The 24,084-nt window shown below is 49.6% G+C and carries 19 protein-coding genes and 4 tRNA genes; 19 read left to right on the top strand and 4 right to left on the bottom strand.

Translation table 11 applies throughout. The annotated features are described in order from the left end of the window. The 18 genes from trxA to ACMHKJ_RS07025 all read left to right on the top strand — a co-directional run. Positions 1–299: thioredoxin TrxA (gene trxA, locus ACMHKJ_RS07110; protein ID WP_413482932.1), on the top strand; the 299-nt coding region annotated here is incomplete at its 5' end. A 474-nt stretch (positions 300–773) separates the two neighbouring features. Next, positions 774–2,033, top strand: coding sequence for a transcription termination factor Rho (gene rho, locus ACMHKJ_RS07105; RefSeq protein WP_413492754.1), 1,260 nt, complete (start codon positions 774–776; stop codon positions 2,031–2,033). 200 nt (positions 2,034–2,233) lie between these two features. After that, on the top strand, positions 2,234–3,310 hold the full coding sequence (gene wecA, locus ACMHKJ_RS07100; RefSeq protein ID WP_413492753.1) for a UDP-N-acetylglucosamine--undecaprenyl-phosphate N-acetylglucosaminephosphotransferase: 1,077 nt from the start codon (positions 2,234–2,236) through the stop codon (positions 3,308–3,310). Between the two features lie 28 nt (positions 3,311–3,338). Then, entirely contained in the window at positions 3,339–4,394 is a 1,056-nt protein-coding gene (wzzE, locus tag ACMHKJ_RS07095; protein WP_413492752.1) for an ECA polysaccharide chain length modulation protein, read from the top strand. 115 nt (positions 4,395–4,509) lie between these two features. Next, positions 4,510–5,640: a non-hydrolyzing UDP-N-acetylglucosamine 2-epimerase gene (gene wecB, locus ACMHKJ_RS07090; RefSeq protein WP_413492751.1), complete on the top strand. Its 1,131-nt coding sequence runs from the start codon at positions 4,510–4,512 to the stop codon at positions 5,638–5,640. Then, positions 5,637–6,899 carry a UDP-N-acetyl-D-mannosamine dehydrogenase gene (wecC, locus tag ACMHKJ_RS07085; protein WP_413492750.1) on the top strand — a complete coding sequence of 421 codons (1,263 nt, stop codon included), beginning with the start codon at positions 5,637–5,639 and terminating at the stop codon, positions 6,897–6,899. Before wecB ends, wecC begins: the two co-directional genes overlap by 4 nt. Next, positions 6,890–7,969, top strand: coding sequence for a dTDP-glucose 4,6-dehydratase (rffG, locus tag ACMHKJ_RS07080; protein ID WP_413492749.1), 1,080 nt, complete (start codon positions 6,890–6,892; stop codon positions 7,967–7,969). Before wecC ends, rffG begins: the two co-directional genes overlap by 10 nt. A 9-nt stretch (positions 7,970–7,978) precedes the next feature. Continuing rightward, positions 7,979–8,860 carry a glucose-1-phosphate thymidylyltransferase RfbA gene (gene rfbA / locus ACMHKJ_RS07075; RefSeq protein ID WP_067400811.1) on the top strand — a complete coding sequence of 294 codons (882 nt, stop codon included), beginning with the start codon at positions 7,979–7,981 and terminating at the stop codon, positions 8,858–8,860. After that, positions 8,838–9,563, top strand: a complete 726-nt coding sequence (gene rffC, locus ACMHKJ_RS07070; protein WP_413492748.1) for a dTDP-4-amino-4,6-dideoxy-D-galactose acyltransferase — start codon at positions 8,838–8,840, stop codon at positions 9,561–9,563. Before rfbA ends, rffC begins: the two co-directional genes overlap by 23 nt. Continuing rightward, the gene (gene rffA, locus ACMHKJ_RS07065; RefSeq protein ID WP_413492747.1) at positions 9,550–10,680 is read left to right on the top strand and encodes a dTDP-4-amino-4,6-dideoxygalactose transaminase; all 1,131 of its coding nucleotides are present in this window, start codon (positions 9,550–9,552) and stop codon (positions 10,678–10,680) included. The genes rffC and rffA overlap by 14 nt, the downstream gene beginning before the upstream one ends. 1 nt (position 10,681) lies before the next feature. Continuing rightward, on the top strand, positions 10,682–11,932 hold the full coding sequence (gene wzxE, locus ACMHKJ_RS07060; protein WP_413492746.1) for a lipid III flippase WzxE: 1,251 nt from the start codon (positions 10,682–10,684) through the stop codon (positions 11,930–11,932). Beyond that, entirely contained in the window at positions 11,929–13,017 is a 1,089-nt protein-coding gene (gene wecF / locus ACMHKJ_RS07055) for a TDP-N-acetylfucosamine:lipid II N-acetylfucosaminyltransferase (RefSeq protein WP_413492745.1), read from the top strand. Before wzxE ends, wecF begins: the two co-directional genes overlap by 4 nt. Next, a complete protein-coding gene (gene wzyE / locus ACMHKJ_RS07050) occupies positions 13,014–14,366 on the top strand; it encodes an ECA oligosaccharide polymerase (protein WP_413492744.1) in 1,353 nt (450 codons plus the stop codon). Before wecF ends, wzyE begins: the two co-directional genes overlap by 4 nt. Before the next feature lie 9 nt (positions 14,367–14,375). Beyond that, positions 14,376–15,137, top strand: a complete 762-nt coding sequence (gene wecG, locus ACMHKJ_RS07045) for a lipopolysaccharide N-acetylmannosaminouronosyltransferase (protein WP_413492743.1) — start codon at positions 14,376–14,378, stop codon at positions 15,135–15,137. A gap of 146 nt (positions 15,138–15,283) precedes the next feature. Continuing rightward, positions 15,284–15,360 (top strand) — tRNA-Arg (locus ACMHKJ_RS07040). An 80-nt stretch (positions 15,361–15,440) separates the two neighbouring features. Beyond that, positions 15,441–15,516, top strand: a tRNA-His gene (locus tag ACMHKJ_RS07035). A 34-nt stretch (positions 15,517–15,550) separates the two neighbouring features. After that, positions 15,551–15,637: transfer RNA gene (locus ACMHKJ_RS07030), tRNA-Leu, on the top strand. A gap of 22 nt (positions 15,638–15,659) precedes the next feature. Then, positions 15,660–15,736 (top strand) — tRNA-Pro (locus tag ACMHKJ_RS07025). A gap of 823 nt (positions 15,737–16,559) precedes the next feature. On the opposite strand, the gene ACMHKJ_RS07020 is transcribed toward ACMHKJ_RS07025, so the two are convergent. From ACMHKJ_RS07020 to hemC, 4 genes are read right to left on the bottom strand one after another with little or no spacing between them, the layout of a single operon-like run. Further along, positions 16,560–17,759, bottom strand: a complete 1,200-nt coding sequence (locus ACMHKJ_RS07020) for a heme biosynthesis HemY N-terminal domain-containing protein (protein WP_067365378.1) — start codon at positions 17,757–17,759, stop codon at positions 16,560–16,562. Positions 17,760–17,762: 3 nt separating this feature from the next. Then, positions 17,763–19,100, bottom strand: coding sequence for a uroporphyrinogen-III C-methyltransferase (gene hemX / locus ACMHKJ_RS07015; RefSeq protein WP_413492742.1), 1,338 nt, complete (start codon positions 19,098–19,100; stop codon positions 17,763–17,765). 20 nt (positions 19,101–19,120) lie between these two features. Further along, on the bottom strand, positions 19,121–19,858 hold the full coding sequence (gene hemD, locus ACMHKJ_RS07010) for a uroporphyrinogen-III synthase (protein WP_413492741.1): 738 nt from the start codon (positions 19,856–19,858) through the stop codon (positions 19,121–19,123). Continuing rightward, complete coding sequence (hemC, locus tag ACMHKJ_RS07005) at positions 19,855–20,796, bottom strand: hydroxymethylbilane synthase (RefSeq protein WP_413492740.1); 942 nt, start codon at positions 20,794–20,796, stop codon at positions 19,855–19,857. The genes hemD and hemC overlap by 4 nt, the downstream gene beginning before the upstream one ends. 653 nt (positions 20,797–21,449) lie before the next feature. Here hemC and ACMHKJ_RS07000 point away from each other — a divergent pair. Beyond that, a complete protein-coding gene (locus ACMHKJ_RS07000; RefSeq protein WP_413492739.1) occupies positions 21,450–24,041 on the top strand; it encodes a class I adenylate cyclase in 2,592 nt (863 codons plus the stop codon). The last annotated feature ends 43 nt before the right edge of the window (positions 24,042–24,084 follow it).

Genomic DNA, 24,084 nt, shown 5'->3' with positions numbered 1-24,084 from the left:
ATTCCAGTTTTGAACAACTCGTGTTAAAAGCAACCGGCCCTGTACTCGTTGACTTTTGGGCGGCATGGTGTGGTCCTTGTAAAATGATTGCCCCTATTCTAGACGAAATCGCCGAAGAATATGCAGGGAAAATTACCATCACTAAACTGAACATTGATGATAACCCGCAGACCGCGCCTCAATACGGCATCCGTGGTATTCCCACACTGCTGCTGTTTAAAGATGGCAGCGTGAAAGCGACCCAGGTTGGTGCAGTGTCTAAGACACAACTGAAAACGTTCATCGATAATAATATCTGATTGTTCATTTTAGTGCATATTATTAAGACGTCCGGGGGCGGCAACAAATTATCAGTGTTCACCCGCTGGACGTCTTGTCTGAAGCATGTTAAGTTACCGCCAGCTGATCAGGTATTGTTTAAATTCTGCTGACAGCATAGCATACTGACTACTCTGTAGTGTCTGAAAGTCTGTTATCTCCGGATACATCTTGGTATCCGATACGCCGGTCACATTATCCGGTTATCCCTCGGAGATAAATCTAATTTGCGGGAATGTCACCCAATTTGTTCTCTCAAAATAGGATGTGTATCACATCTTGCCTTGCGCCCGGTGTGCACAGTCAGTCTTGCAGGCGATTACGCGGAAATACACATAACAGTCGTATAAACCGTGAACATCGGTTCTGTAACAAATTAACCTGGTAACGCTGACGTTACCTTACTATTCACGTTCATAATCCGAGATACACCCCGAGTCAAAGAACCCACCATTATGAATCTTACCGAATTAAAAAATACGCCGGTATCAGACCTGATTACCCTTGGCGAAAACATGGGGCTTGAGAATCAGGCCCGTATGAGAAAACAGGACATCATCTTCTCTATCCTCAAGCAACATGCGAAGAGCGGAGAGGATATTTTCGGTGATGGCGTGCTGGAGATATTGCAGGATGGATTCGGATTCCTCCGCTCCGGTGACAGTTCATACCTCGCAGGTCCTGATGATATCTACGTTTCTCCAAGCCAAATCCGCCGTTTTAACCTCCGTACCGGTGATACCATTTCAGGTAAAATCCGTCCGCCGAAAGAAGGCGAACGTTACTTTGCGTTATTAAAAGTTAATGAAGTTAACTTTGATAAACCTGAAAATGCCCGTAACAAAATCCTGTTTGAAAACTTAACCCCGCTGCACGCAAACCGACGTCTGCGTATGGAACGCGGTAATGGTTCAACAGAAGATTTAACCGCGCGTGTTCTGGATCTGGCAGCGCCTATCGGCCGTGGTCAGCGTGGTCTTATCGTGGCACCGCCGAAAGCCGGTAAAACCATGTTGCTGCAAAATATTGCGGCAAATATCGCGCACAACTATCCTGATTGCGTTCTGATGGTACTGCTTATTGATGAGCGTCCGGAAGAAGTGACCGAGATGCAGCGTCTGGTGAAAGGCGAAGTGATTGCCTCTACGTTTGATGAGCCTGCGGCCCGTCACGTTCAGGTTGCTGAAATGGTTATCGAGAAAGCGAAACGTCTGGTTGAGCATAAAAAAGACGTTATTATTCTGCTCGACTCCATCACCCGCCTGGCTCGTGCTTACAACACCGTTGTACCATCATCCGGTAAAGTATTAACCGGTGGTGTGGATGCGAATGCCTTACATCGTCCTAAGCGTTTCTTTGGTGCGGCACGTAATGTGGAAGAGGGCGGAAGCCTGACCATCATCGCAACCGCGCTGGTTGATACCGGGTCTAAGATGGATGAAGTCATTTACGAAGAATTTAAAGGAACAGGTAATATGGAATTACACCTGTCCCGTAAAATTGCTGAAAAACGTGTCTTCCCTGCGATTGATTACAATCGCTCCGGTACACGTAAAGAAGAGCTGCTGACGACTCAGGATGAATTACAGAAAATGTGGATCCTGCGCAAAATTATCCATCCGATGGGTGAGACTGATGCAATGGAGTTCCTGATCAATAAGCTGGCGATGACGAAGACGAACGAAGATTTCTTCGACTTTATGAAACGCTCGTAGCTTTTCGACGACACTTTATAACTAACGCCGCATGCAATGTGGCGTTTTTTTTTACCGGTTATGTTTGAAACCCTTGCCGGGTAGGGCATGGTATGTTTCTTGCATATATTATTTTGCCTGAAAATGGCAAGTTCTGCGCGGTGCTGTCAGCCGGCAGGGATAATAAAAAATAGCTGAAAAGGGTTGTTGTGAATCTCACTATGTTAACTGAACTCCTAATCATATTTGTGTTCGCTACAGTAACGGTCTTTGTTGCCCGTAAAGCCGGCGTCGCTATCGGTTTGGTGGATAAACCCAATTACCGCAAAAAACACCAGGGACTGGTCCCGTTAGTCGGCGGGATTTCTATATTTATCAGTGTCTGTTTTGCGTTCCTCATCAGTGATGAGTTTATTGCACATAAATTTATTTACCTCGGTTGTGCGGCGCTGCTTGTTTTTGTGGGTGCGCTGGATGATCGGTTTGATATCAGTGTGAAACTGCGCGCAGGTATTCAGGCGGCAGTTGCTATCGTGATGATGGTGTTTGCCAACCTGAAGCTCGACAGCCTGGGTCATGCATTCGGCGGATGGGAGCTGACCCTCGGTCCGTTCAGTTATGTGCTGACATTGTTCGCGGTATGGGGCGCGGTAAATGCGTTCAATATGGTGGATGGCATTGACGGGCTGCTCGGCGGGCTTTCCTGTGTGTCTTTCGGCGCGCTGGGAATTTTGTTTGCGGTGAGTGGTAACAGTGGTCTGGCGTTCTGGTGCTTTACCTTTATTGTCGCGATCCTGCCATATATCTGCTTTAACTTAGGGCTGTTCGGCCGCCGCTTTAAAGTCTTTATGGGTGATGCGGGCAGTACATTGATCGGTTTTACGATTATCTGGTTACTGACGTCCGCATCACAGGGCGCGCAGCCGCATGCGATTAATGCGGTTACGGCACTGTGGATTATTGCTATTCCGCTGATGGACATGGTGGCAATCATGTACCGCCGTCTGCGTAAAGGAATGAGTCCGTTCTCACCGGATCGCCAGCATATTCATCATCTGATTATGCGTTCCGGGTTTACGTCCCGTGAATCTTTTGTGGTGATAACCCTGGCGGCTGCTGTGTTAGCCGCGATTGGTATTGCCGGACAGATGCTCAGCTTTGTCCCTGAATGGGTGATGTTGGCACTGTTCTTGCTTGCTTTTATTATGTATGGCTACTGCATTAAACGCGCCTGGAAAGTCGCCCGTTTTATCAAACGCCACAGACGCCGTATGCGTCGCAAATCGGCCACACACTAAATTTTTAACCACAGAGGCTCGTGTTGATATGCGTTCAGAAAATAATCCGGACCCGCAACAAATGCAGTATGACCAGGAATTAGATATCCGCGCGCTGTTTGTTTCATTGTGGCGCGGCAAGGTATGGATAGTTGGTATTGCTGTTGTGTTTGCGCTGGTATCTCTGGGTGCCAGTTACTTTATGCAGCAAAAATGGAACTCGACGGCGATCACTGATTATCCGACGGTTAATAATTTAGGCGGATATTATTCACAGCAGCAATTTATGCGCAATCTGGATAACCATCTGAATGCGGCTCAGGAATCGGCGGCACTGCTGCCTATCCCGAATGAAGCTTACCAGGAATTTATTACTCAGGCGGCCTCTTATGATACCCGTCGTGATTTCTGGCTACAGACGGATTATTACAAATCCCGCATGGAAAATGATGCCAAAGCAGATGCTGCATTGCTGGATGAGATGATCAACAACATCACGCTGACCCCGCGTGATGATACTAAAAAACTGGTCAATGATACGCTGACATTAACCGCTGAATCAGCGGAAGAATCCGCCGCACTGCTGCGTCAGTATATTGATTTTGCCAGCAACCGTGCAGCTCTGAATCTGAATGATGAACTGAAAGGCGCGTGGGCAACCCGCACACAGTCACTGAAAGCACTGGTGAAGCGTCAGAAGATGGTGGCTGAATCTCTTTATCAGCGCGAAACCGGTCTGCTGAAAAATGCGCTCACGACTGCACAAAAACAGGGTATCAGCCGCAGCCAGACAGATATTCCTGTCAATGAACTGCCGAAATCACAGCTCTTTTTATTAGGCACACCAATGTTGCAGGCACGCCTGGAAACACTGGAAGCCACCGGGCCGGATTTTGATAAAGACTATGAGCAGAATATCGCCATGTTAGCGACACTGAATGTCGGTCCGACACTGGATGACAATTTCCGTGCATATCGTTACCTGCGTACACCGGATGAGCCAATCAAGCGCGACAGTCCGCGCCGTGCGTTCATGATGATTATGTGGGGCTTTATCGGTGCGCTGGCGGGAGCCGGTGTGGCATTAGCCCGTCGTCGTCCGTAGTTGCAATAGTTGCGATAAGAAATAACCGGCCGGAAACCTGCGTTCCGGCCTGTTTTAAGGTGGGAAACCGCCACCGGCTTAACGCCGGATATCATATAAATAAAAGAGAATCTCAGTGAAAGTATTGACTGTATTTGGTACCCGTCCTGAAGCCATCAAAATGGCTCCGCTGGTACATGCGCTGGCCGCAGATAACGCTTTTGAAGCAAAAGTCTGTGTCACCGCGCAACATCGTGAAATGCTGGATCAGGTCTTACACCTTTTTGAGATCACTCCTGATTATGATCTCAATATTATGCGCCCGGGGCAGGATTTAACGGATATCACCTGTCATATTCTTGAAGGTCTGAAACCGGTTTTTGCCGATTTTAAACCCGATGTCGTTCTGGTTCACGGCGACACGGCAACAACTATGGCGACCAGCCTGGCGGCGTTCTATCACCGCATCCCGGTCGGACATGTTGAAGCCGGTCTGCGTACCGGAAATCTCTACTCGCCGTGGCCGGAAGAGGCCAACCGGAAAATCGCCGGACATCTGGCGATGTATCATTTTGCACCCACCGAAAACTCACGTGAAAACTTACTGCGTGAGGGGATAAACGGCAGTCATATTTTTGTCACCGGTAATTCGGTGATTGATGCGTTGTTGTCTGTCCGTGACCGTATCCTGCAGGATAAAGATTTGCTGGATCAACTGGATGCGAAGTATCCGTTTATCGACAGCAGCAAAAAAATGATCCTTGTGACCGGTCACCGCCGTGAAAGTTTTGGTGATGGTTTTGAGCGGATTTGTCATGCGCTGGCCGAAATCGCCACTGCACATCCGGAAGTCCAGATTGTGTACCCTGTCCACCTCAACCCGAATGTGAGTGAACCGGTAAAACGTATTCTGCATGATATCAGCAACATTGTTTTAATCAGCCCGCAGGATTACCTTCCTTTTGTGTATCTTATGAACCATGCTTATATGATCCTGACCGACTCCGGTGGTATCCAGGAAGAAGCACCGTCATTAGGTAAACCGGTTCTGGTGATGCGTGACACCACCGAGCGCCCGGAAGCGGTTGACGCGGGTACTGTTCGTTTGGTCGGCACAGAAACCGACACTATCGTTCGCGAAGTAACACGATTGCTGACCGATCCGGCGGCTTATCATGAGATGAGCCGTTCACATAACCCGTACGGGGACGGAAAAGCGTGCCAGCGTATTCTTGAAGCATTGAAAAACAATCAGGTGACATTATGAGTTTTGAAACTATTTCTGTTGTCGGTCTGGGTTACATCGGTTTGCCAACAGCGGCAGCATTTGCTTCCCGTCAGAAAAAAGTAGTTGGTGTGGATGTGAACCAGCATGCGGTTGATACCATTAATCGTGGTGAAATTCATATCGTGGAGCCGGATTTAGGCGCCGTTGTGAAAACAGCCGTTGATGGCGGTTTTCTGAAAGCTTTTACCAAACCACAACCTGCGGATGCGTTCCTGATTGCAGTGCCGACCCCGTTTAAAGGGGATCATGAGCCGGATCTGATCTTTGTTCAGTCAGCGGCAGAATCTATTGCGCCGGTACTGAAAAAAGGGGATTTGGTTATCCTTGAATCCACCTCTCCGGTTGGTGCGACTGAGCAGATGGCAGAATGGCTGGCGGCAGCCCGCCCGGATCTGACTTTCCCTCAGCAAGCGGGTGAAGACGCGGATATTGATATTGCCTACTGCCCTGAGCGTGTATTGCCGGGTCAGGTAATGGTTGAACTGATTAAAAATGACCGTGTTGTCGGCGGCATGACAGCAAAATCGTCAAAACGCGCCAGCGACCTGTATTACATCTTCCTGGAAGGGGAGTGTGTAATCACTAACGCACGTACCGCTGAAATGTGCAAACTGACTGAAAACAGCTTCCGCGATGTTAATATTGCATTTGCCAATGAATTATCACTGATTTGTGCCGATCAGGGCATTAACGTCTGGGAACTAATCAGTCTGGCAAACCGCCATCCGCGTGTGAATATCTTACAGCCGGGCCCGGGTGTGGGCGGACACTGTATCGCAGTTGACCCGTGGTTTATCGTGGCGCAGAACCCGAAACAGGCGCGTCTGATCCATACCGCGCGTCTGGTTAACGATGGCAAACCACTGTGGGTTATCGACCAGGTGAAAGCCGCTGTTGCGGATTGCCTGACAGAAACCGGCAAACGCGCAAGTGAAGTGACCATTGCCTGCTTTGGTCTGGCATTTAAACCAAACATTGATGATTTACGTGAAAGCCCGGCCGTTCATGTTACTAAAATGGTGGCTGAGTGGCATGCAGGGAAAACCCTGGCGGTTGAACCGAATGTTCACGAACTGCCGAATAAGCTGAAAGGGCTGGCAGAGCTGACATCAATCGACAAAGCGATTGCTGACGCGGATATTATCTTGCTGCTCGTTGACCACACGCCATTCAGAAATATTCCGGGCAACCAACTGACACAGAAATGGATCATCGACACCAAAGGAGTATGGCGTTGAAACGCATTTTAGTGACAGGCGGAGCCGGTTTTATCGGCTCTGCTGTTGTTCGTCATATTATCCGTGATACGACTGACAGTGTTGTGGTGGTCGATAAACTGACCTACGCCGGGAACCTTGAGTCCCTGGCGCCGGTCGCTGATGATGCACGCTATGCCTTTGAACAGGTTGATATTTGCGACCGTGCGGCACTTGACCGCGTGTTTGCACAGTATCAGCCGGATGCGGTGATGCATCTGGCAGCTGAAAGTCATGTGGATCGCTCCATTGATGGTCCGGCTGATTTTATCGAAACCAACATTGTGGGCACTTACACACTGCTGGAGGCCGCCCGTCATTACTGGCAGGCTCTGGATGCAGAGAAAAAATCCGCTTTCCGTTTTCACCATATCTCCACTGATGAAGTGTATGGTGACCTGGAAGGACCGGATGGCTTTTTCACTGAAACCACACCGTATGCACCGAGCAGTCCGTATTCTGCATCCAAAGCGTCCAGTGACCATCTGGTGCGCGCCTGGCTGCGGACTTACGGCTTCCCGACCATTATTACCAACTGCTCAAATAATTACGGACCGTATCACTTTCCGGAAAAACTGATCCCGCTGGTGATCCTCAATGCGATTTCAGGCAAACCACTGCCGGTTTACGGCAAAGGCGAACAGATCCGCGACTGGTTGTTTGTGGATGACCATGCGCGTGCACTCTATACCGTTGTTATGCAGGCAAAAATTGGCGAAACCTATAATATCGGCGGTCATAATGAGCGCAAAAATATTCAGGTTGTCGAAACCATCTGTTCACTGCTGGAAGAGCTGTATCCTCAAAAGCCCGCCGGTGTTGCTCGGTACCGCGATTTAATCACTTATGTGACTGATCGCCCTGGTCATGACCTGCGCTATGCGATTGATGCTGACAAAATTGAGCGTGACCTTGGCTGGCGTCCGCAGGAAACCTTTGAGTCCGGGATACGCAAAACGGTGGAATGGTATCTGAATAATGAAACCTGGTGGCGCCGGGTGCAGAACGGCTCTTATGCCGGACAGCGCCTCGGGCTGGAAAGGGATAAGTAAGGGACTGATATGAAAGGCATTATTTTGGCTGGTGGCTCCGGCACACGGCTGCATCCTATCACCCGCGGGGTGTCGAAACAGCTGCTGCCGATTTACGACAAGCCGATGATCTATTATCCGCTGTCCGTGCTGATGCTCGCGGGGATCCGCGAAGTGCTGATTATTTCAACACCGGAAGACTTGCCGTCGTTCCGTCGTCTGCTGGGCAATGGTGATCAGTTCGGGATCTCGCTGAGTTATGCGGAACAGCCATCTCCGGATGGTCTGGCGCAGGCGTTTATCATCGGTGAAGAATTTATCGGTGATGATACTTGCAGCCTGGTGCTGGGTGATAACATCTTCTTTGGTCACGCGTTCAGTCCGAAACTGAAAACCGTTGCTGCCCGCACACAGGGCGCGACCGTCTTTGGTTATCAGGTTATGGATCCGGAACGTTTTGGTGTGGTGGAGTTTGATGATGAATTCCGCGCGCTCTCTATTGAAGAGAAACCGGCACAGCCAAAATCCAACTGGGCGGTAACCGGACTTTATTTTTATGATAATCAGGTGGTTGATATCGCGAAGCAGGTAAAACCTTCTGAGCGCGGCGAGCTGGAAATCACCAGCATCAACCAGATGTATCTGGAGCGCGGCGAACTGAATGTCGAGCTGCTGGGACGCGGGTTTGCGTGGCTGGATACCGGCACACACGACAGCCTGATTGAGGCCAGTACCTTTGTACAGACAGTCGAGAAGCGTCAGGGCTTTAAAATTGCCTGTCTGGAAGAGATTGCATGGCGCAACGGCTGGCTGAGTGATGAACAGGTGGCAGAGTCCGCCCGTCAGCTGGCGAAAACCGGTTATGGTCAGTATCTGAAGAATTTACTCCATGTCCGTCCGCGCCAGTATTGAGTCACTCGCGTGGGAAAGTGACTTTTTTGCCCTGAAAACGGCAAAACTGACGCTTTCCCGGGATGCAGTCCTCCTGACAGTCGCAGATTTCGCGCCGTATGACCTGGTGCAGGCAAAAATCACCACCGGCGACCTGAATGCTCTGGATGGTTTATCTGCACTGGGTTTTTCTTTAGCCGAAAGTGAAGTGGATTTCGCGCTGAAATTGCAGGCTGGCACAGAAAATGCAATGTCTTACAGACCGCTGTGTTATGCCGCCAGTGATGATATTGCGGTCATAAAAACAGCGGCGGCACAGGTTTTTGCACAGAGCCGCTTTCGTGCCCCCTGGTATCAGCCGGACGACAGCGCCCGGTTCTATGCAACCTGGGCGGAAAAAGCGGTACTGGGTACATTTGATAAAGATTGCCTGCTGGTTCGTAATGAAAAGAATGAAACAGCCGGGTTTGTGACACTACGCAAACCGGATGAACAGAGCGCCCGCATAGGTCTGCTGGCGGTGCTGCCGGGCAATCAGGGTCAGGGAATTGGCCTGAAATTAATGTCGGCGGCGCAACAGTGGTGTGCAGAACATCACTGCCGTGTATTACGGGTTGCAACACAGCTCAGTAATCTTGCGGCAATGCGCCTTTATACAAAAAGCGGCGGTACGATTGACAGTACAGCCTATTGGTTATACCGAGGATGCAATGATTCCATTTAATAAACCACCTGTAGTCGGCACAGAAGTTGGGTATATGCAGCAGGCCATGACCAGCGGCAAGTTGTGTGGTGACGGACAGTTCACCAAAAAATGTGAAGAATGGATGGAAAAACGGTTCGGCAGCGCCAAAGTCCTGCTGACACCATCCTGTACTGCATCATTGGAAATGGCAGCAATTCTGCTGGATATTCAGCCGGGTGATGAAATCATCATGCCGAGCTACACCTTTGTATCAACCTCGAACGCCTTTGTGCTGCGCGGCGCGAAAGTGGTATTTGTGGATATCCGCCCGGATACCATGAATATTGATGAAACCAAAATCGAAGCGGCAATCACAGATAAAACCAAAGCAATTGTGCCGGTGCATTATGCGGGCGTGGCCTGTGAAATGGACGCCATCATGGCACTGGCGAAGAAATATAACCTGTATGTGGTGGAAGATGCCGCACAGGGCGTGATGTCGACTTACAAAGGCCGCGCACTCGGGTCAATTGGTCATATCGGCTGTTACAGCTTCCATGAAACCAAAAACTATTCTTCCGGTGGCGAAGGCGGTGCAACGCTGATTAATGACCCGGCGATGATCCCGCGTGCAGAAATTATCCGCGAGAAAGGCACCAACCGCAGCCAGTTCTTCCGTGGTCAGGTGGATAAATATACCTGGCGTGATATCGGCTCCAGCTATCTGATGTCTGACTTACAGGCCGCTTATCTGTGGGCGCAACTGGAAGAAGCAGACAAAATCAATGAGCGTCGTCTGGCATTCTGGCAGATTTACTATGATGCCCTGACGCCGCTGGCGGAAGATGGTTTGCTTACATTGCCTGTTGTACCGGAAGGTATGGAGCAGAATGCGCATATGTTTTACATCAAACTGAAAGATGTGGAAGAGCGCACAGCATTCAATGAATTTATGAAATCACATGATGTATTGACGGTATTCCATTATGTGCCGCTGCACAGCTGTCCGGCAGGGGTGGAGTTCGGGCGCTTTAATGGTGAGGATATCTTTACCTCCCGTGAAAGTGATCGCCTGGTGCGCCTGCCGATGTTCTACAACATGAAAGAAGACGAGCAGCAAACTGTGATCCGTCTGATTAAGGATTTCTTCGCGTAATATGTCTTTAGCCAGAGCATCAATCTGGACGGCCGGCTCCACCCTGATCAAAATCGGGGCGGGGTTGTTAGTCGTCAAACTGCTGGCGCTGGCCTACGGCCCGTCCGGTATCGGGCAGGCGGGAAACTTCCGCCAGTTGGTTACGGTACTCGGTGTGTTGTCCGGTGCCGGTATTTTTAACGGCGTCACAAAATATATTGCCGAGCACCATGAGGACGCTGATAAGCGCCGGGCAATATTAGGCACGTCATCGACTATCATTCTTATTTTTTCGACCCTGCTGGCGATTGTATTTCTGCTATTCAGTGCGCAAATAAGTGTGCTGCTGTTCGGACACGATTCATATCGTGAAGTTATCGTTGCAGTGGCTTTTATTCAGATGGGAATTGGTTACGCTAACTATTTCCTTGCGATTTTAAAAGGTTACCGTGACGCCAGCGGCAATGCCCTTGCGATTGTGGCGGGCAGCCTGATTGGTGTGGCGGCGTATTATCTTTGCCTGCGTCTGTGGGGTTACGGCGGTGCACTGGCGGGGCTTGCGCTGGTGCCTGCACTGATTATCTTCCCTGCACTGATTATTATGCTGCGCCGTAAACGCTTCCCGTTGTCTGACCTGAAACCGGCCTGGGATCGCGCGATTGCTTCGCATCTGGGGAAATTTACCCTGATGGCGCTGATGACGGCGGTGACACTGCCGGTCGCCTATATTCTGATGCGAAACCTGCTGGCAGACCGCTACAGTTGGGATGCGGTAGGGATGTGGGTTGGCGTCACCAGTATTTCAGATGCGTATTTACAGTTTATTACCGCATCATTTTCTGTCTATTTGCTGCCGACACTGGCGCGTTTACAGGAAAAAACGGCGATCCGCCGCGAAATTATAAAATCGCTGAAATTTGTATTACCTGCTGTGGCTGTCGCAAGTTTTATGGTCTGGCTACTGCGGGATTTTGCTATCTGGTTGCTGTTTTCTGACGAATTTACCGGAATGCGTGAGCTGTTTGTCTGGCAGCTTACCGGTGATGTGCTGAAAGTGGGTGCATATGTGTTCGGATATCTGGTGATTGCCAAAGCCGCACTGCGGTTTTATATCCTCACTGAAGTGACGCAGTTTGCGTTACTGACGCTATCCGCGTACTGGCTTATCCCTGCACACGGTGCTGTCGGCGCGGCGCAGGCGTATATGGTGACCTATATTATCTACTTCCTTTTGTGTTGTAGCGTATTTCTGATCTATTGCAGGCGAGCATGATAACTTTAATTCACGTTTTAGGATCTGATATCCCGCACCATAACCAAACCGTGCTGCGCTTCTTCAATGATGTGCTGGCACCTGCACTGCCGCGTGATGAAATGCCGGAATTTATGGTCGTTTCCACAGCCGGACAGCTTCTGGCGCAATATCCCAACCTGGAACTGGATGTTTATCCGGATAAAAAAAGCCTGGCAAATGCGGTCACTGTAAAAGCGAAACGTGACCGGCAGTGCCGCTTTTTCTTTCACGGTCAGTTTAATGCCCTGATCTGGCTGGGATTACTGTTTGGAAAAATCAAACGTCATCAGTTTTTCTGGCACATCTGGGGGGCTGATTTATATGAAGATTCCTGTCAGCTTAAATTCAGACTGTTTTATCACCTGCGCCGCCTGGCTCAAAAACGTGTCGGGCATGTCTTCGGGACGCGCGGGGATTTAAATTATTTTGAACAGTTCCGTCCACAGGTACCGGGGGATTTACTCTATTTCCCGACCCGCATGGACCCGTCCCTGACGGTTTTAACACCGCCTGAACCACGCAGTGATGATAATGTCATGATCCTGCTGGGTAACTCGGGTGACAGCTCAAATCGTCATACAGAGGCGCTGACACGCATTCATGCGCAGTTCGGTGACAAGGTAAAGATTATTATTCCGATGGGATATCCGGAAAATAACAGCGCTTATATTGCCGAAGTTGAAGAGTTTGCAGAGAAACTGTTTTCTTCACAACAAGTTGACATTCTGAAAGATAAAATAGACTTTGATGTTTATCTCAATCAACTGAGACAGTGCGACCTCGGCTATTTTATCTTTAACCGTCAGCAGGGGATCGGCACACTTTGTCTGCTGATTCAGTTCGGTATTCCGTTTGTTATCAGCCGTCAGAACCCGTTCTGGCAGGATATGACAGAGCAGCAGGTACCGGTTCTGTTTTACGGTGATGAGCTGACTCCGGCTGTTGTAGCGCTGGCGCGTGAGCAACTGTTTGCGCTCAACCGTGAAAAAATCGCCTTTTTCAGCCCGAACTTTATTCAGGGCTGGGAGCGTGCGCTGACCCTTTCGCAGGAGAAAAAGTCATGAGTCAGTTTGATTTTATCGGGCTGTTTGCCGTCTGGTTTATCTCACTGATGTTCATCCTGCTGCTGACCTACCGTGAGTTCCGGCGGGTTCGTTTCAATTTTAATATCTTCTTTTCCCTGCTTTATCTGCTGACATTCTATTTTGGTTTCCCGTTTACGTTTACGCTGGTTTTTCAGTTTGATGTACAGGTGGTACCGGCTTCCTCGTTGTTGCAGGCATTGCTGGCATCAACCAGTTTCTATGCTATTTATTATGTGGCGTATAAAACCCGGTTACGCAAAACGCAATCAACGGGCAGCCGTCCGTTATTCAGCATGAATCAAACAGAAACAAACCTGACCTGGATGCTGCTGGCAGCGATTGCCATTGGTACTGCCGGAATTTTCTTTATGGAAAACGGGTTGCTGTTGTTCAAGCTGAAAACCTACAGCCAGATTTTCTCAAGCCAGGTCACCGGCGTGGCGCTAAAGCGCTTTTTCTATTTCTTCATTCCCGCCATGCTGGTGGTGTTCTTCCTGAAACCGACCTTTAACCGCTGGATTGGCTTCCTGATAGCGACAGTGGCATTCGGGATCATGACTTATATTATTGTCGGCGGAACCCGTGCCAATATCATTATTGCGTTCGCACTGTTCTTGTTTATCGGGATTGTCCGTGGCTGGATCTCTTTGTGGATGCTGGTCAGCGCCGGTGTGTTCGGTGTGGTGGGTATGTTCTGGCTGGCGCTCAAACGTTACAGTCTGGATGTCAGCGGCGCAGAAGCATTCTATACCTTCCTCTATCTGACCCGCGATACATTCTCGCCGTGGGAGAACCTCGGGCTGCTGCTGGATAACTACGACAAAATCGAGTTTCAGGGACTGGCGCCGATCATCCGTGATTTCTATGTCTTTATCCCGGGCTGGCTGTGGCCTGACCGGCCGGATACCGTACTGAATGCGGCAAACTATTTTACCTGGGAAGTACTGAATAACCATTCCGGGCTGGCGATTTCCCCGACACTGATAGGATCGCTGGTGGTCATGGGCGGGTTCTGGTTTATTCCGCTCGGCGCTGTGGTGGTCGGATTGATTATTAAATGGTTTGACTGGCTCTATGTTCAGGGGCAGCGGGAAACTAACCGTTACAAAGCGGCTATCCTGCATGCATTTTGTTTCGGGGCGATATTTAACATGATTGTACTGGCCCGCGAAGGAATGGACTCATTTGTTTCCCGCGTGGTGTTCTTCTGTCTTATTTTTGGTTTTTGTCTGGTGGTGGCGAAATTACTGTACTGGCTGTTCGAAGTGGCCGGGGTCATCCGTCATTATGTGATTTCACAGGGCAAACGCACCCGTCTTTCATCGTAAGGAATGAGTATGGAACCGTTATCAGCTGATGCCGGCAGTACGGAACAAATCCCGCAATACAGTATCCGTAATTACCCGATTCGGGGATTCCGCGATCAGGCACATTTTCTGAATCATTTGTTTGCGGACGGACAGATTAAATGCGGAACACTGGTGGCAATGAATGCCGAGAAAGTAATGACCGCAGAACAGGACGAGGCACTGAATACGCTGCTGAGCAATGCAGAGTATCTGTATGCTGACGGCATCAGTATTGTCCGTGCAATACGCCGTAAATATCCGCAGGCGGATGTTTCCCGTGTTGCCGGTGCTGATTTATGGGAAGCACTGATGGCGCGGGCCGGGCAGGAAAACACGCCTGTTTTTCTTGTTGGCGGTAAACCGGCGGTTCTGGCGGAAACAGAGGCTAAGCTGAAAGCGCAATGGAATGTGAATCTTGCCGGTACTCAGGATGGATATTTTACCCCGGAGCAGCGTGATGCACTGTTTGAGCGCATCCGTGACAGCGGGGCAAAGATTGTGACTGTCGCCATGGGATCGCCGAAACAGGAAATCTTTATGCGTGATTGCCGTAAGGTTTATCCGGATGCCCTTTATATGGGCGTAGGCGGTACCTACGACGTGTTTACCGGACATGTGAAGCGTGCACCTAAAGTATGGCAAAATATGGGGCTGGAATGGCTTTACCGCCTGTTATCGCAACCAACCCGCTTTCGCCGCCAGTTTAAATTGCTGAAATTTCTTGGTTATTATTACGGAAATAAACTGTAAACAGGGCATTTCAGGGGGCTTTTTGCGGAAAAATGCTCTCTTTCTCAGCGAAACGGATAAAGACTGAGCAAACGATACATTTGTGAAAAAAAGCACTGGACAGATAATAGAGAAATCCGTACTATTCTTTCCCGCAACGGCGTAAAGCGCCCGTAGCTCAGCTGGATAGAGCGCTGCCCTCCGGAGGCAGAGGTCTCAGGTTCGAATCCTGTCGGGCGCACCATTAAGTGTGCACAAGTTACGGATTAAGTATTTCGCTGTTGTAAGTAGTTGTAGTTTGTAGTAAAATGTTACGATGTGATGGTGGCTATAGCTCAGTTGGTAGAGCCCTGGATTGTGATTCCAGTCGTCGTGGGTTCGAGTCCCATTAGCCACCCCATTTTACATGTAGCATTGACTGTAGTGATGAACCTGCGAGGGTGGCGGAATTGGTAGACGCGCTAGCTTCAGGTGTTAGTGTTCTTACGGACGTGGGGGTTCAAGTCCCCCCCTTCGCACCATCATCATGAAAAGTCAGACTTTCGGCGAGTAGCGCAGCTTGGTAGCGCAACTGGTTTGGGACCAGTGGGTCGTAGGTTCGAATCCTATCTCGCCGACCATATTCAGAAAAAGCCCCGCTTATAGCGGGGCTTTTTCGTTTCTGCCGTTCTGTTATTTTTCATATTATTGCTTTCCCCTCTTTGTCTCTTCTGTTTAACTAATCCTGCTAATCCTGCTAATCCTGCTAATCCTGCTAATCCTGCTAATCCTGCTAATCCTGCTAATCCTGCTAATCCTGCTAATCCTGCTAATCCTGCTAATCCTGCTAATCCTGTTTATCTGACTATTTGTGGAAAAAAGGCTGGTGAATATCTTTTGTGTATTTAACGACTGAGTTATTTATATTGAAAATCAATTGGTTATATGGTTTGTGGGTATTTGGCGACAATAGGCATAATTCATGTCGTTAATATGAGACACTTAATCCATTGATTTATAATAAAAATAATATTGATATCAAAAAGCGTCTCAAAAAAGAGACAGTGTGGGCGGAATTGCACCGGTCATTTAACTCAGGGGAGTGGAGCAGAAAAAATAAACCCACGGGATCCGTGGGAAAATAAGGGGGCGTAATAGTTGGCACGGGTTGTGCATTACTCTGCGTGTAGATGCTCATCTCATTTCTTATGATTGCGAAAGCTTCATAAACCCGGAGATGATGCAGAGCTAGATTCGGTGCCTATTGTCCGGGTTATCGATGTAAAAGATCCCGAAATCTTTACATCAACAACAGGACGTAACGTTGAGTGAGGCACCACCCGTCTGTAGACCTGATTGTATTTTTATACACCTATCGTTTCACGATAGGTGTTTTTTTATGTCTTATTTTTGCCATCAATACATGATGCAGTCAATCTCTTTTAATGACGTATCAGTGTATAGTTAATGGTTCTCATCCGGCAGTGTCAGTGTGTCCAGCAGTGCATTGCGGCGGATCATTGCTGACTCTTCATATTTTTTTTGTTTATCCAGCACATCGGCAAGCCAGGCGGCATCATGTGTATCTCTGCGGGTATTCAGGGCGGATTTGAAGTATTGCTCCGCGTCTTCCCACCGGCCTTCCTGCATTGCCATTTGCCCCAATGTACTATTGAGCAACGGTTGTTTGCTGTCATCTTTTTGTAGCTGGTTCAGTATCTTACGGATAGCTTTCGGATTTTCTGTCCGGATGCGTGGCAGCAGTATCAACAGGCGGTCATCTTTCTGTCGTTTCAGCCCGTCAAGTATCACGGCTTCTGCATCACTCATATCATCACCAGCAATAAAGTGCTGTGCAGCGGCTACCGCCAGATCCGGATTATGACGCAGATGGCGGCTCAGATTTTTCCACCAGTGGCGCAGCGCATCACTGCCATCCTGATCGGCAACCTGCTGCATCATACCGAGCCAGGCGCGGGTTTCTGTCTGCTCAACCTGCTCATCAGTAAACTCACCCGATTTTTTCATTGCCGGCAAGATGGCAACCAGGGATTTCCAGGCACCGGAGCGTGCATAAACCTGCTCTGCCAGACGCAGTACTTCCGGATGGCGTGGGGCAATATCCAGCAGGTTATCAATTGCAGTGCGTGCTGCCGGAATTTCATTACGGGTCAGCAAAATACGTGCGCGGGTGATATCAACTGGTAACTGGTGATTTCCGGCCAGCTCTGCTGCCCGCTCAAGATACTGATTAGCGCGGATATTATCACTACGCTGTTGTGCTGCTTCTGCGGCGAGTAAATAGTTGACCAGCGGTTGTTCGGCATTATCTGCGCTGCGGCTGAGTAATTTTTCCACCTGACGGAAATCGCCTTCTGCCAGTTTAAGCAAGGCGTCATTGGTCAGGCTGCGGGCGCGGTTGCGTTTATGTCCGCCAAACCAGCCCAGAGTCCGGGAACTGCCGGTTCTCAGACGACGCCAGCACCAGCCGAGTAATATCAGCGCGGCCTGTAATCCGAGAAAGCAGATAACGAGTCCGGTGACACTGGTTTCAATGTCATAATCATCAGTCTGGATCAGCACATAGCCCTGATGTCCGGCGACCAGCGGTCCGATAATGATCCCCGCGATCAGGACAAGGAACAGAATAAAGAGTTTAAACATCCGTTATCCCTCCTGTTTTGGTGCTGCTTCCGGCTCAGCTGGTGCCGGCTCTGTGGGTACTGCCTGTGGTTCGGCAACAGGCGGTGGCGGAGCTTCATCATTGAGCAAACGGCGGATCCGCGTCTGTACCAGTTTATCCAGCAGTGGCTGGCTGGACAGGCTGTCCGGTATGCTCATGGCAACAGGCTGCGCGGCTAATTCATCAATTTCTTTCAGGAATGCGGTATTTTCCGGGTCATTATCCGCAAAATATGCACGAACCCAGGTGGAGACTGAATCCAGAGCCTGCTTGTAGCTCTCTTCCTGGTGACGTGGTACCGCCTGAGCGGCAATCAGTAACTGGGCGCGGATATTTTCACGGACATAAATATCCTGATTCGGTGCCAGCAGAGGTGCGGCGCTGCTGTCGCGACGGCGGATAGTAATAAAGTCACTCATAAAGCTCTGCCAGCTTTTGGTCAGGTTTGTCCGCCAGTCTGCAACGGATGATGTGATACCTTCGCTGTCGCTGCTGTCCATCGGCGCACCGTCACGGCTGCCGTCATCAATACGCAGGTTATCAACCTGATTTGCCAGTTGATTCAGGCGCAAAATGGTGCCATCAAAATCGATCTGGCTGACTGCTGATAGCGCAGTGATATCATTGCGCAGTGCGGTCCGGACATCCAGCAGACCGGGATCGTTCATTTCTGCCAGGCTGGCATCGGCATTTTTCAGTAATACCATGGCGGTGACAACATCCTGATCATTCCATAGCTTGCGTTCTGCCATTTTGACCAGAAAATCAGCCTGTGCTATCAGCCAGCTTTTTACATCTGCACTGGACAAGGCGCTGACACGGCTGCGCAGTAAATCCAGCTCATGTTTCAGTGTGACATCCTGTTGCTGATACTGAGCGCTGAGTGCTGATTGCTGAGTGATAAATTCCTGCATTTGTTTATGGCTTTGCAATTGTTCCTGCTGCAATTGCGCCATCTGTAATTTCAGCTGTGCATTTTCCGCTTCCAGCCTCTGTGACAGCGTTTGCGTATTGACCTGCGATGCGTACCATACACCGCCGCCGATCAGTAAAATAACGGCGAGTGCAACGGCACTGCGCAGAAAACCGGATTGTGGTTTTTTTTCTGCGGCAGAGGGTTCGGGCGGGATGTGTCCGCGCGTTGGTGCTTCCGGCTGTGCGGTCGTGCTGTTTTTAGCTGACGCCGCTTTTTCAGTGACGTTTTTTCCGGCAGATCTTTCCCGGGCTGCGGTTTGTTTATCCGCCTGCACCGTTGTATCAGATACAGCATCCTGTGTGTCAGGCGTATCAGCAGAACCGGTATTTTTTTCGTGTTCCGTCATAAATGGCGTCCCATATTGATTCATTGAAGAGCCTGAAGTAAGGCTTCATTGTCTGCGCTGCGGGCAATAATAATATGTTGCCAGCCCAGAGAGTGTGCAATCACCGCCAGTCTGTCACTGACAACGACTATCCGGCACTGAAATAACCAGCTGATATGTGCCGGCGGAATAAGTTGTCTGAGCAGTTGCAGCATTTCGCCGCTGGTGACCACCAGGGTGTTCACTTGTTGTTTTTGCCACCGCAGGGCGCACTCTCCGCCATCATACACAACAGGCTCACGGCGGTAACATTCGCAGTAATTTACGTCAGCACCGCGTTCGCGCAGGGTCTGAGCAAGATGCTCTCTGCCGCCGTTACCGCGCAGTAAAAGGATACGGTGTCCGGTCAGTGTCTGTAAATCCGGGCGGGTCAGCAGATGCTCACTGGTTTCGCCGCCGGACATAAACGCGGCGGATAATCCGGTCAGAGTCTGAAAATACTGTGCAGTTGACTGCCCGATACCATAATAGCAAAACTTATCAGACCACAGGTAATTCTGTTGAATCAGCTGCTCATTTGCGTGATAAACCGCATTCTTTGACAGCAGAAAAAGGGCATCACCGGGAGAAAGAGCCGCCATTTTTGTGGTCAGCAGCGGCAGTTCGTCTCCGGGTTGTATCCGGATAAGCGGGGCAAAAACAGCATTCTGCCCGCGCGCGCGCAGTGCGCTGACCAGGGTTTCACCCGCCGGGGAAGGGCGGGTGACCAGGATAGTCATGCAGGTGCATGCCCCTGATAAACCTCAGTCAGGATAGCCCGTGCGCCTTTATCCAGCAGCTCTTCTGCCAGAGAAACGCCGGCGGCGGTGGCCTCCTGCGGCGTACAAAGCCGCTCACCACGGATAACTTCACTGCCGTCCGGTGCGCCGACCAGCGCCCGTAGCCAGATATTATCACCCTGCCAGACTGCATAACTGCCTATTGGTACCTGACAGCCGCCTTCAAGGCGGGTATTCATCGCACGTTCCGCCCGGACACAGATATCTGTCGCATCATGATTGAGTGCGCTGAGCAGAGAACGGGTGTGTTCATCATCCAGACGGCACTCAATACCCACAGCACCCTGGCCGACTGCCGGGAGCGACTCTTCCGGTGATAATGCGCAGCGGATGCGGGCATCCAGTTTCAGGCGTTTCAGTCCGGCGGCGGCCAGGATAATGGCATCATATTCACCGTTATCCAGCTTACCCAGCCGCGTGCCCACATTACCGCGCAGGTCGCGGATCACCAGATCCGGGCGGCGTTCCCGTAACTGACACTGGCGACGCAGGCTGGAGGTACCGACAATGCTGCCGGGCGGTAATGCATCAACAGACGCGTACTGATTGGAAACAAAGGCATCGCGCGGATCTTCACGCTCACAAATAGTGACTAAACCCAGCCCGTCCGGGAAATCCACCGGGACATCTTTCATGGAATGCACGGCAATATCTGCCCGGTTTTCCAGTAATGCCATCTCCAGCTCTTTCACAAACAGACCTTTACCGCCCACTTTTGCCAGCGGCGTATCAAGAATAATGTCACCTTTGGTCACCATCGGGACCAGTTCGACATGCAGCCCCGGATGCCGCTTTTCAAGCGCCTGTTTAACAAATTCGGCCTGCCAGAGAGCGAGCGGGCTTTGACGGGTAGCGATGCGCAACAGTTGATTGGTCATGATAATTATCTGGGATCCTTGTCTTTTTATCCGGATTTCTGGTGTGAAGGGTAACCGGAAAAATAAGAAAAACTGCCCTTGTTTTATCATTTTGCTGATTATTTTTCCAGTTATGTGACGAGATCTGCCCGGCAGATAAGGCTGAAAAATGACGAATTTTATTATCAGGTGGCAGGAGTATGTCAGGAGGTGATTAAAATATATTTTAAATAATGAAATTAATTTGTAGTTCTGGTAATTAATTAAATCCTTTCAATTTAAATAACTAATTAATTGTATTATTAAAATAAGTGAAATAGACATACAGGGATACGTGATGTTACTTTTTTGGTTAAAAAGAATACAGACTGATGCCCGCGCAAGATTTACGGATTATTTCCTTACACTATTTGTGTGTATCATGATAATTTTTATAGAAAATAGAGTATTTACAACTATTTATATCCGGATTGATGACTTTGGGTAATCGTGCCTTTTTTAGTCTCATGCTTTACCCTTTGCCCTGAAGGTGTTAGATTGATCACGTTTCCGGCAATTTAACATTGATTCCAATTCTTATCATTTTCAGCGTCATCATTAGTCTGTATTCATTTGCACATAAAGCCGGGCATCAGGTCATTTCCAGTTACATGAAATAAAATCAGGCGAACCCTTTGTATCTCTATATTGAAACTCTCAAGCAGCGTTTGGATGCAATAAATCAGCTCAGGTCAGAGCGCGCGACCATCGGGATGAGTCGGGCGTTTACAGAAGTGTATGGCTTGTTGCCCGTATTGTTGCATCATCACCATCCTGATATGCCGGGCTATGTACAGGGTAGCGTGCCGCATGGCGTCTGTTTCTGGGCATCTGACGATTTTCAGACTGACTGGATGAGTGATTTTTCCCGTCAGCATGGTGAATGCAAGCCGTGCAATGCCAACGGCGAACTGCCGATCACCGGCATCTACTCTATGGGCAGTACCTCCTCTGTCGGTCAGAGCCATTCGTCTGATCTGGATATCTGGGTTTGTCACCAGTCCTGGCTTGATAATGATGAAAAACAGAATTTACAGCGCAAATGCACATTGATTGAAGAGTGGGCTGCGGGTAAAGGGATTGATGTCACATTCTTTCTGATCGACGAAAACCGTTTCCGTCATAATGCCAGCGGCAGCCTGAACGGCGAAGACTGCGGCTCGACCCAGCATATTTTACTGCTTGATGAATTTTACCGCACTGCTGTGCGGATGGCCGGTAAGCGCCTGCTGTGGACGATGGTACCGGCAGAAGAAGAACATCACTACGATGAATATGTGATGTCACTTTATGCGCAGGGTGTATTAACCCCGAATGAATGGCTGGATTTGGGCGGATTGGGTGAATTATCAGCAGAAGAGTACTTTGGTGCCAGTTTGTGGCAACTGTATAAAAGTGTTGATTCACCGTATAAAGCCGTTATCAAAAGTTTACTGCTGGAAGCTTACTCGTGGGATTACCCGAACGGGCAGCTTCTGGCTACAGAGTTTAAGAAACATCTTCATGCCGGTGAGATAGTTCATTACGGACTGGATGCCTACTGTATGCTGCTTGATCGCATCACGCGTTATCTGAAAGCGATTAATGATGAAACCCGCCTCGATTTAATCCGCCGCTGCTTTTACCTGAAAATCTGTGAAAAACCGCCTGCCGGAGTCAGTGAACGCGCATCCGGCGGCTGGCGCTGCCAGGTGCTGGCGGAGATGGTTACCGCATGGGGATGGTCACCGGAACGTCTGGCGGTACTTGATCGCCGTAATGACTGGAAGATTGAGCAGGTGCGCGATGCGCACAATGAGTTGCTCGACACCATGATGCAAAGCTATCGTAACCTGATCCGTTTTGCGCGGCGCAACAATCTGAGTGTCAGCGCCAGCCCGCAGGATATCGGCGTTCTGACCCGGAAACTGTATGCTGCATTTGAAGCACTGCCGGGGAAAGTGACCCTGGTGAATCCGCAGATTTCGCCGGATCTGTCAGAAGAGAATCTGACCTTTATTTATGTTCCTCAGGGGCGCGCCAACCGCAGCGGATGGTATCTGTATAATCAGGCGCCGACCATTCATACTATTATTGGTCACCAGCCGCTTGAATATAACCGCTACCTGAATAAGCTTGTTTCGTGGACCTACTTTAACGGGCTGCTGACAGACAAAACCCGTGTGTATATTCATAACGGTAAATCTCACTGTGATGAACAAAAATTGCATGAACTGGTGCATGATGTTTCACAGAATTTCCCTATCAGCCTGCCGGCACCGACCCCGCGTGCGCTTTACAGTCCGTGTGAAATCCGTCATCTGGCGATTATCGTCAATCTGGAGCAGGATCCGACGGCTGATTTTGCGCAGCAGGTTGTTCATTTTGATATGAGCAAACCTGATGTATTCAGTTTCGGTCAGGATCAAAAGTGCCTGGTCGGCAGTATTGATTTGCTTTACCGCAACTCATGGAACGAAGTCCGGACACTGCATTTCAGCGGCGAACAGTCGGTGCTGGAAGCCATCAAAACGATTTTGGGTAAGATGCACCAGGATGCCGCACCGCCATCAGGCGTGGAGGTTTTCTGTTACAGTCGTCATCTGCGCGGGCTTATCCGTACCCGTATTCAGCAACTGGTTTCTGAGTGTATTGAGCTGCGCTTAACCACTAACCGCCAGGACCCGGGCCGCTTCAAGGCACTGCGTCTTGCCGGTCAGACATGGGGATTGTTCTTTGAACGTCTGAATGTCTCAGTACAGAAACTGGAAAATGCTGTCGAATTTTACGGCGCTATCTCCAATAACAAACTGCGTGGATTTCCGGTAAAAATCAGTACGGAAACCGGGCATCTGCCTGATGTGGTGGATGGCTATGCGAGTGAGGGGATTATCCAGTTTTTCTTTGAAAACCGTGATGATAACGGCTTTAATATTTACGTGTTGGATGAATCAAACCGCGTGGAGATTTATTCAGGTTGCGAAGGTAGTAAAGATGATCTCGTCCGTGATGTCAGTCGTTTTTACTCGTCTTCCCACGACCGTTTTACTTACGGCTCCAGCTTTATCAATTTCAATCTGCCGCAGTTTTATCAGATTCTGAAAACAGACGGGAAAACACAGGTGAAACCTTTTCACGGTAATGTATTTTCGCATCTGGCGGTTGAAGAGCGCGGTGATACCCTGTATTCGGATTTTCACACTGAGATAGCACCACTTCAGTATCAGGCCGCCGGGCAGCGCGGCTGATGTTTGTGCGCGGCACAGGTTTGTATCATCAGCCTGTGCCGTC

The organism is Morganella psychrotolerans (assembly GCF_965118875.1).
In the GTDB taxonomy this organism is placed as follows: domain Bacteria; phylum Pseudomonadota; class Gammaproteobacteria; order Enterobacterales; family Enterobacteriaceae; genus Morganella; species Morganella psychrotolerans_C.
Note: the sequence above shows the minus strand (reverse complement) of the source record. Positions and strands in the feature narration are given on the sequence as shown.

Bases quoted from the DNA above. Each gene is read 5' to 3' on its own strand.
- wecC (WP_413492750.1), top strand. From the start codon at position 5,637: ATGAGTTTTGAAACTATTTCTGTTGTCGGTCTGGGTTACATCGGTTTG.
- wecA (WP_413492753.1), top strand. From the start codon at position 2,234: ATGTTAACTGAACTCCTAATCATATTTGTGTTCGCTACAGTAACGGTC.
- hemC (WP_413492740.1), bottom strand. From the start codon at position 20,796: ATGACCAATCAACTGTTGCGCATCGCTACCCGTCAAAGCCCGCTCGCT.
- wecF (WP_413492745.1), top strand. From the start codon at position 11,929: ATGATAACTTTAATTCACGTTTTAGGATCTGATATCCCGCACCATAAC.
- rfbA (WP_067400811.1), top strand. From the start codon at position 7,979: ATGAAAGGCATTATTTTGGCTGGTGGCTCCGGCACACGGCTGCATCCT.
- hemD (WP_413492741.1), bottom strand. From the start codon at position 19,858: ATGACTATCCTGGTCACCCGCCCTTCCCCGGCGGGTGAAACCCTGGTC.
- wecG (WP_413492743.1), top strand. From the start codon at position 14,376: ATGGAACCGTTATCAGCTGATGCCGGCAGTACGGAACAAATCCCGCAA.
- wzzE (WP_413492752.1), top strand. From the start codon at position 3,339: ATGCGTTCAGAAAATAATCCGGACCCGCAACAAATGCAGTATGACCAG.
- hemX (WP_413492742.1), bottom strand. From the start codon at position 19,100: ATGACGGAACACGAAAAAAATACCGGTTCTGCTGATACGCCTGACACA.
- wzxE (WP_413492746.1), top strand. From the start codon at position 10,682: ATGTCTTTAGCCAGAGCATCAATCTGGACGGCCGGCTCCACCCTGATC.
- ACMHKJ_RS07020 (WP_067365378.1), bottom strand. From the start codon at position 17,759: ATGTTTAAACTCTTTATTCTGTTCCTTGTCCTGATCGCGGGGATCATT.
- rho (WP_413492754.1), top strand. From the start codon at position 774: ATGAATCTTACCGAATTAAAAAATACGCCGGTATCAGACCTGATTACC.
- rffG (WP_413492749.1), top strand. From the start codon at position 6,890: ATGGCGTTGAAACGCATTTTAGTGACAGGCGGAGCCGGTTTTATCGGC.
- rffA (WP_413492747.1), top strand. From the start codon at position 9,550: ATGATTCCATTTAATAAACCACCTGTAGTCGGCACAGAAGTTGGGTAT.
- wzyE (WP_413492744.1), top strand. From the start codon at position 13,014: ATGAGTCAGTTTGATTTTATCGGGCTGTTTGCCGTCTGGTTTATCTCA.
- rffC (WP_413492748.1), top strand. From the start codon at position 8,838: ATGTCCGTCCGCGCCAGTATTGAGTCACTCGCGTGGGAAAGTGACTTT.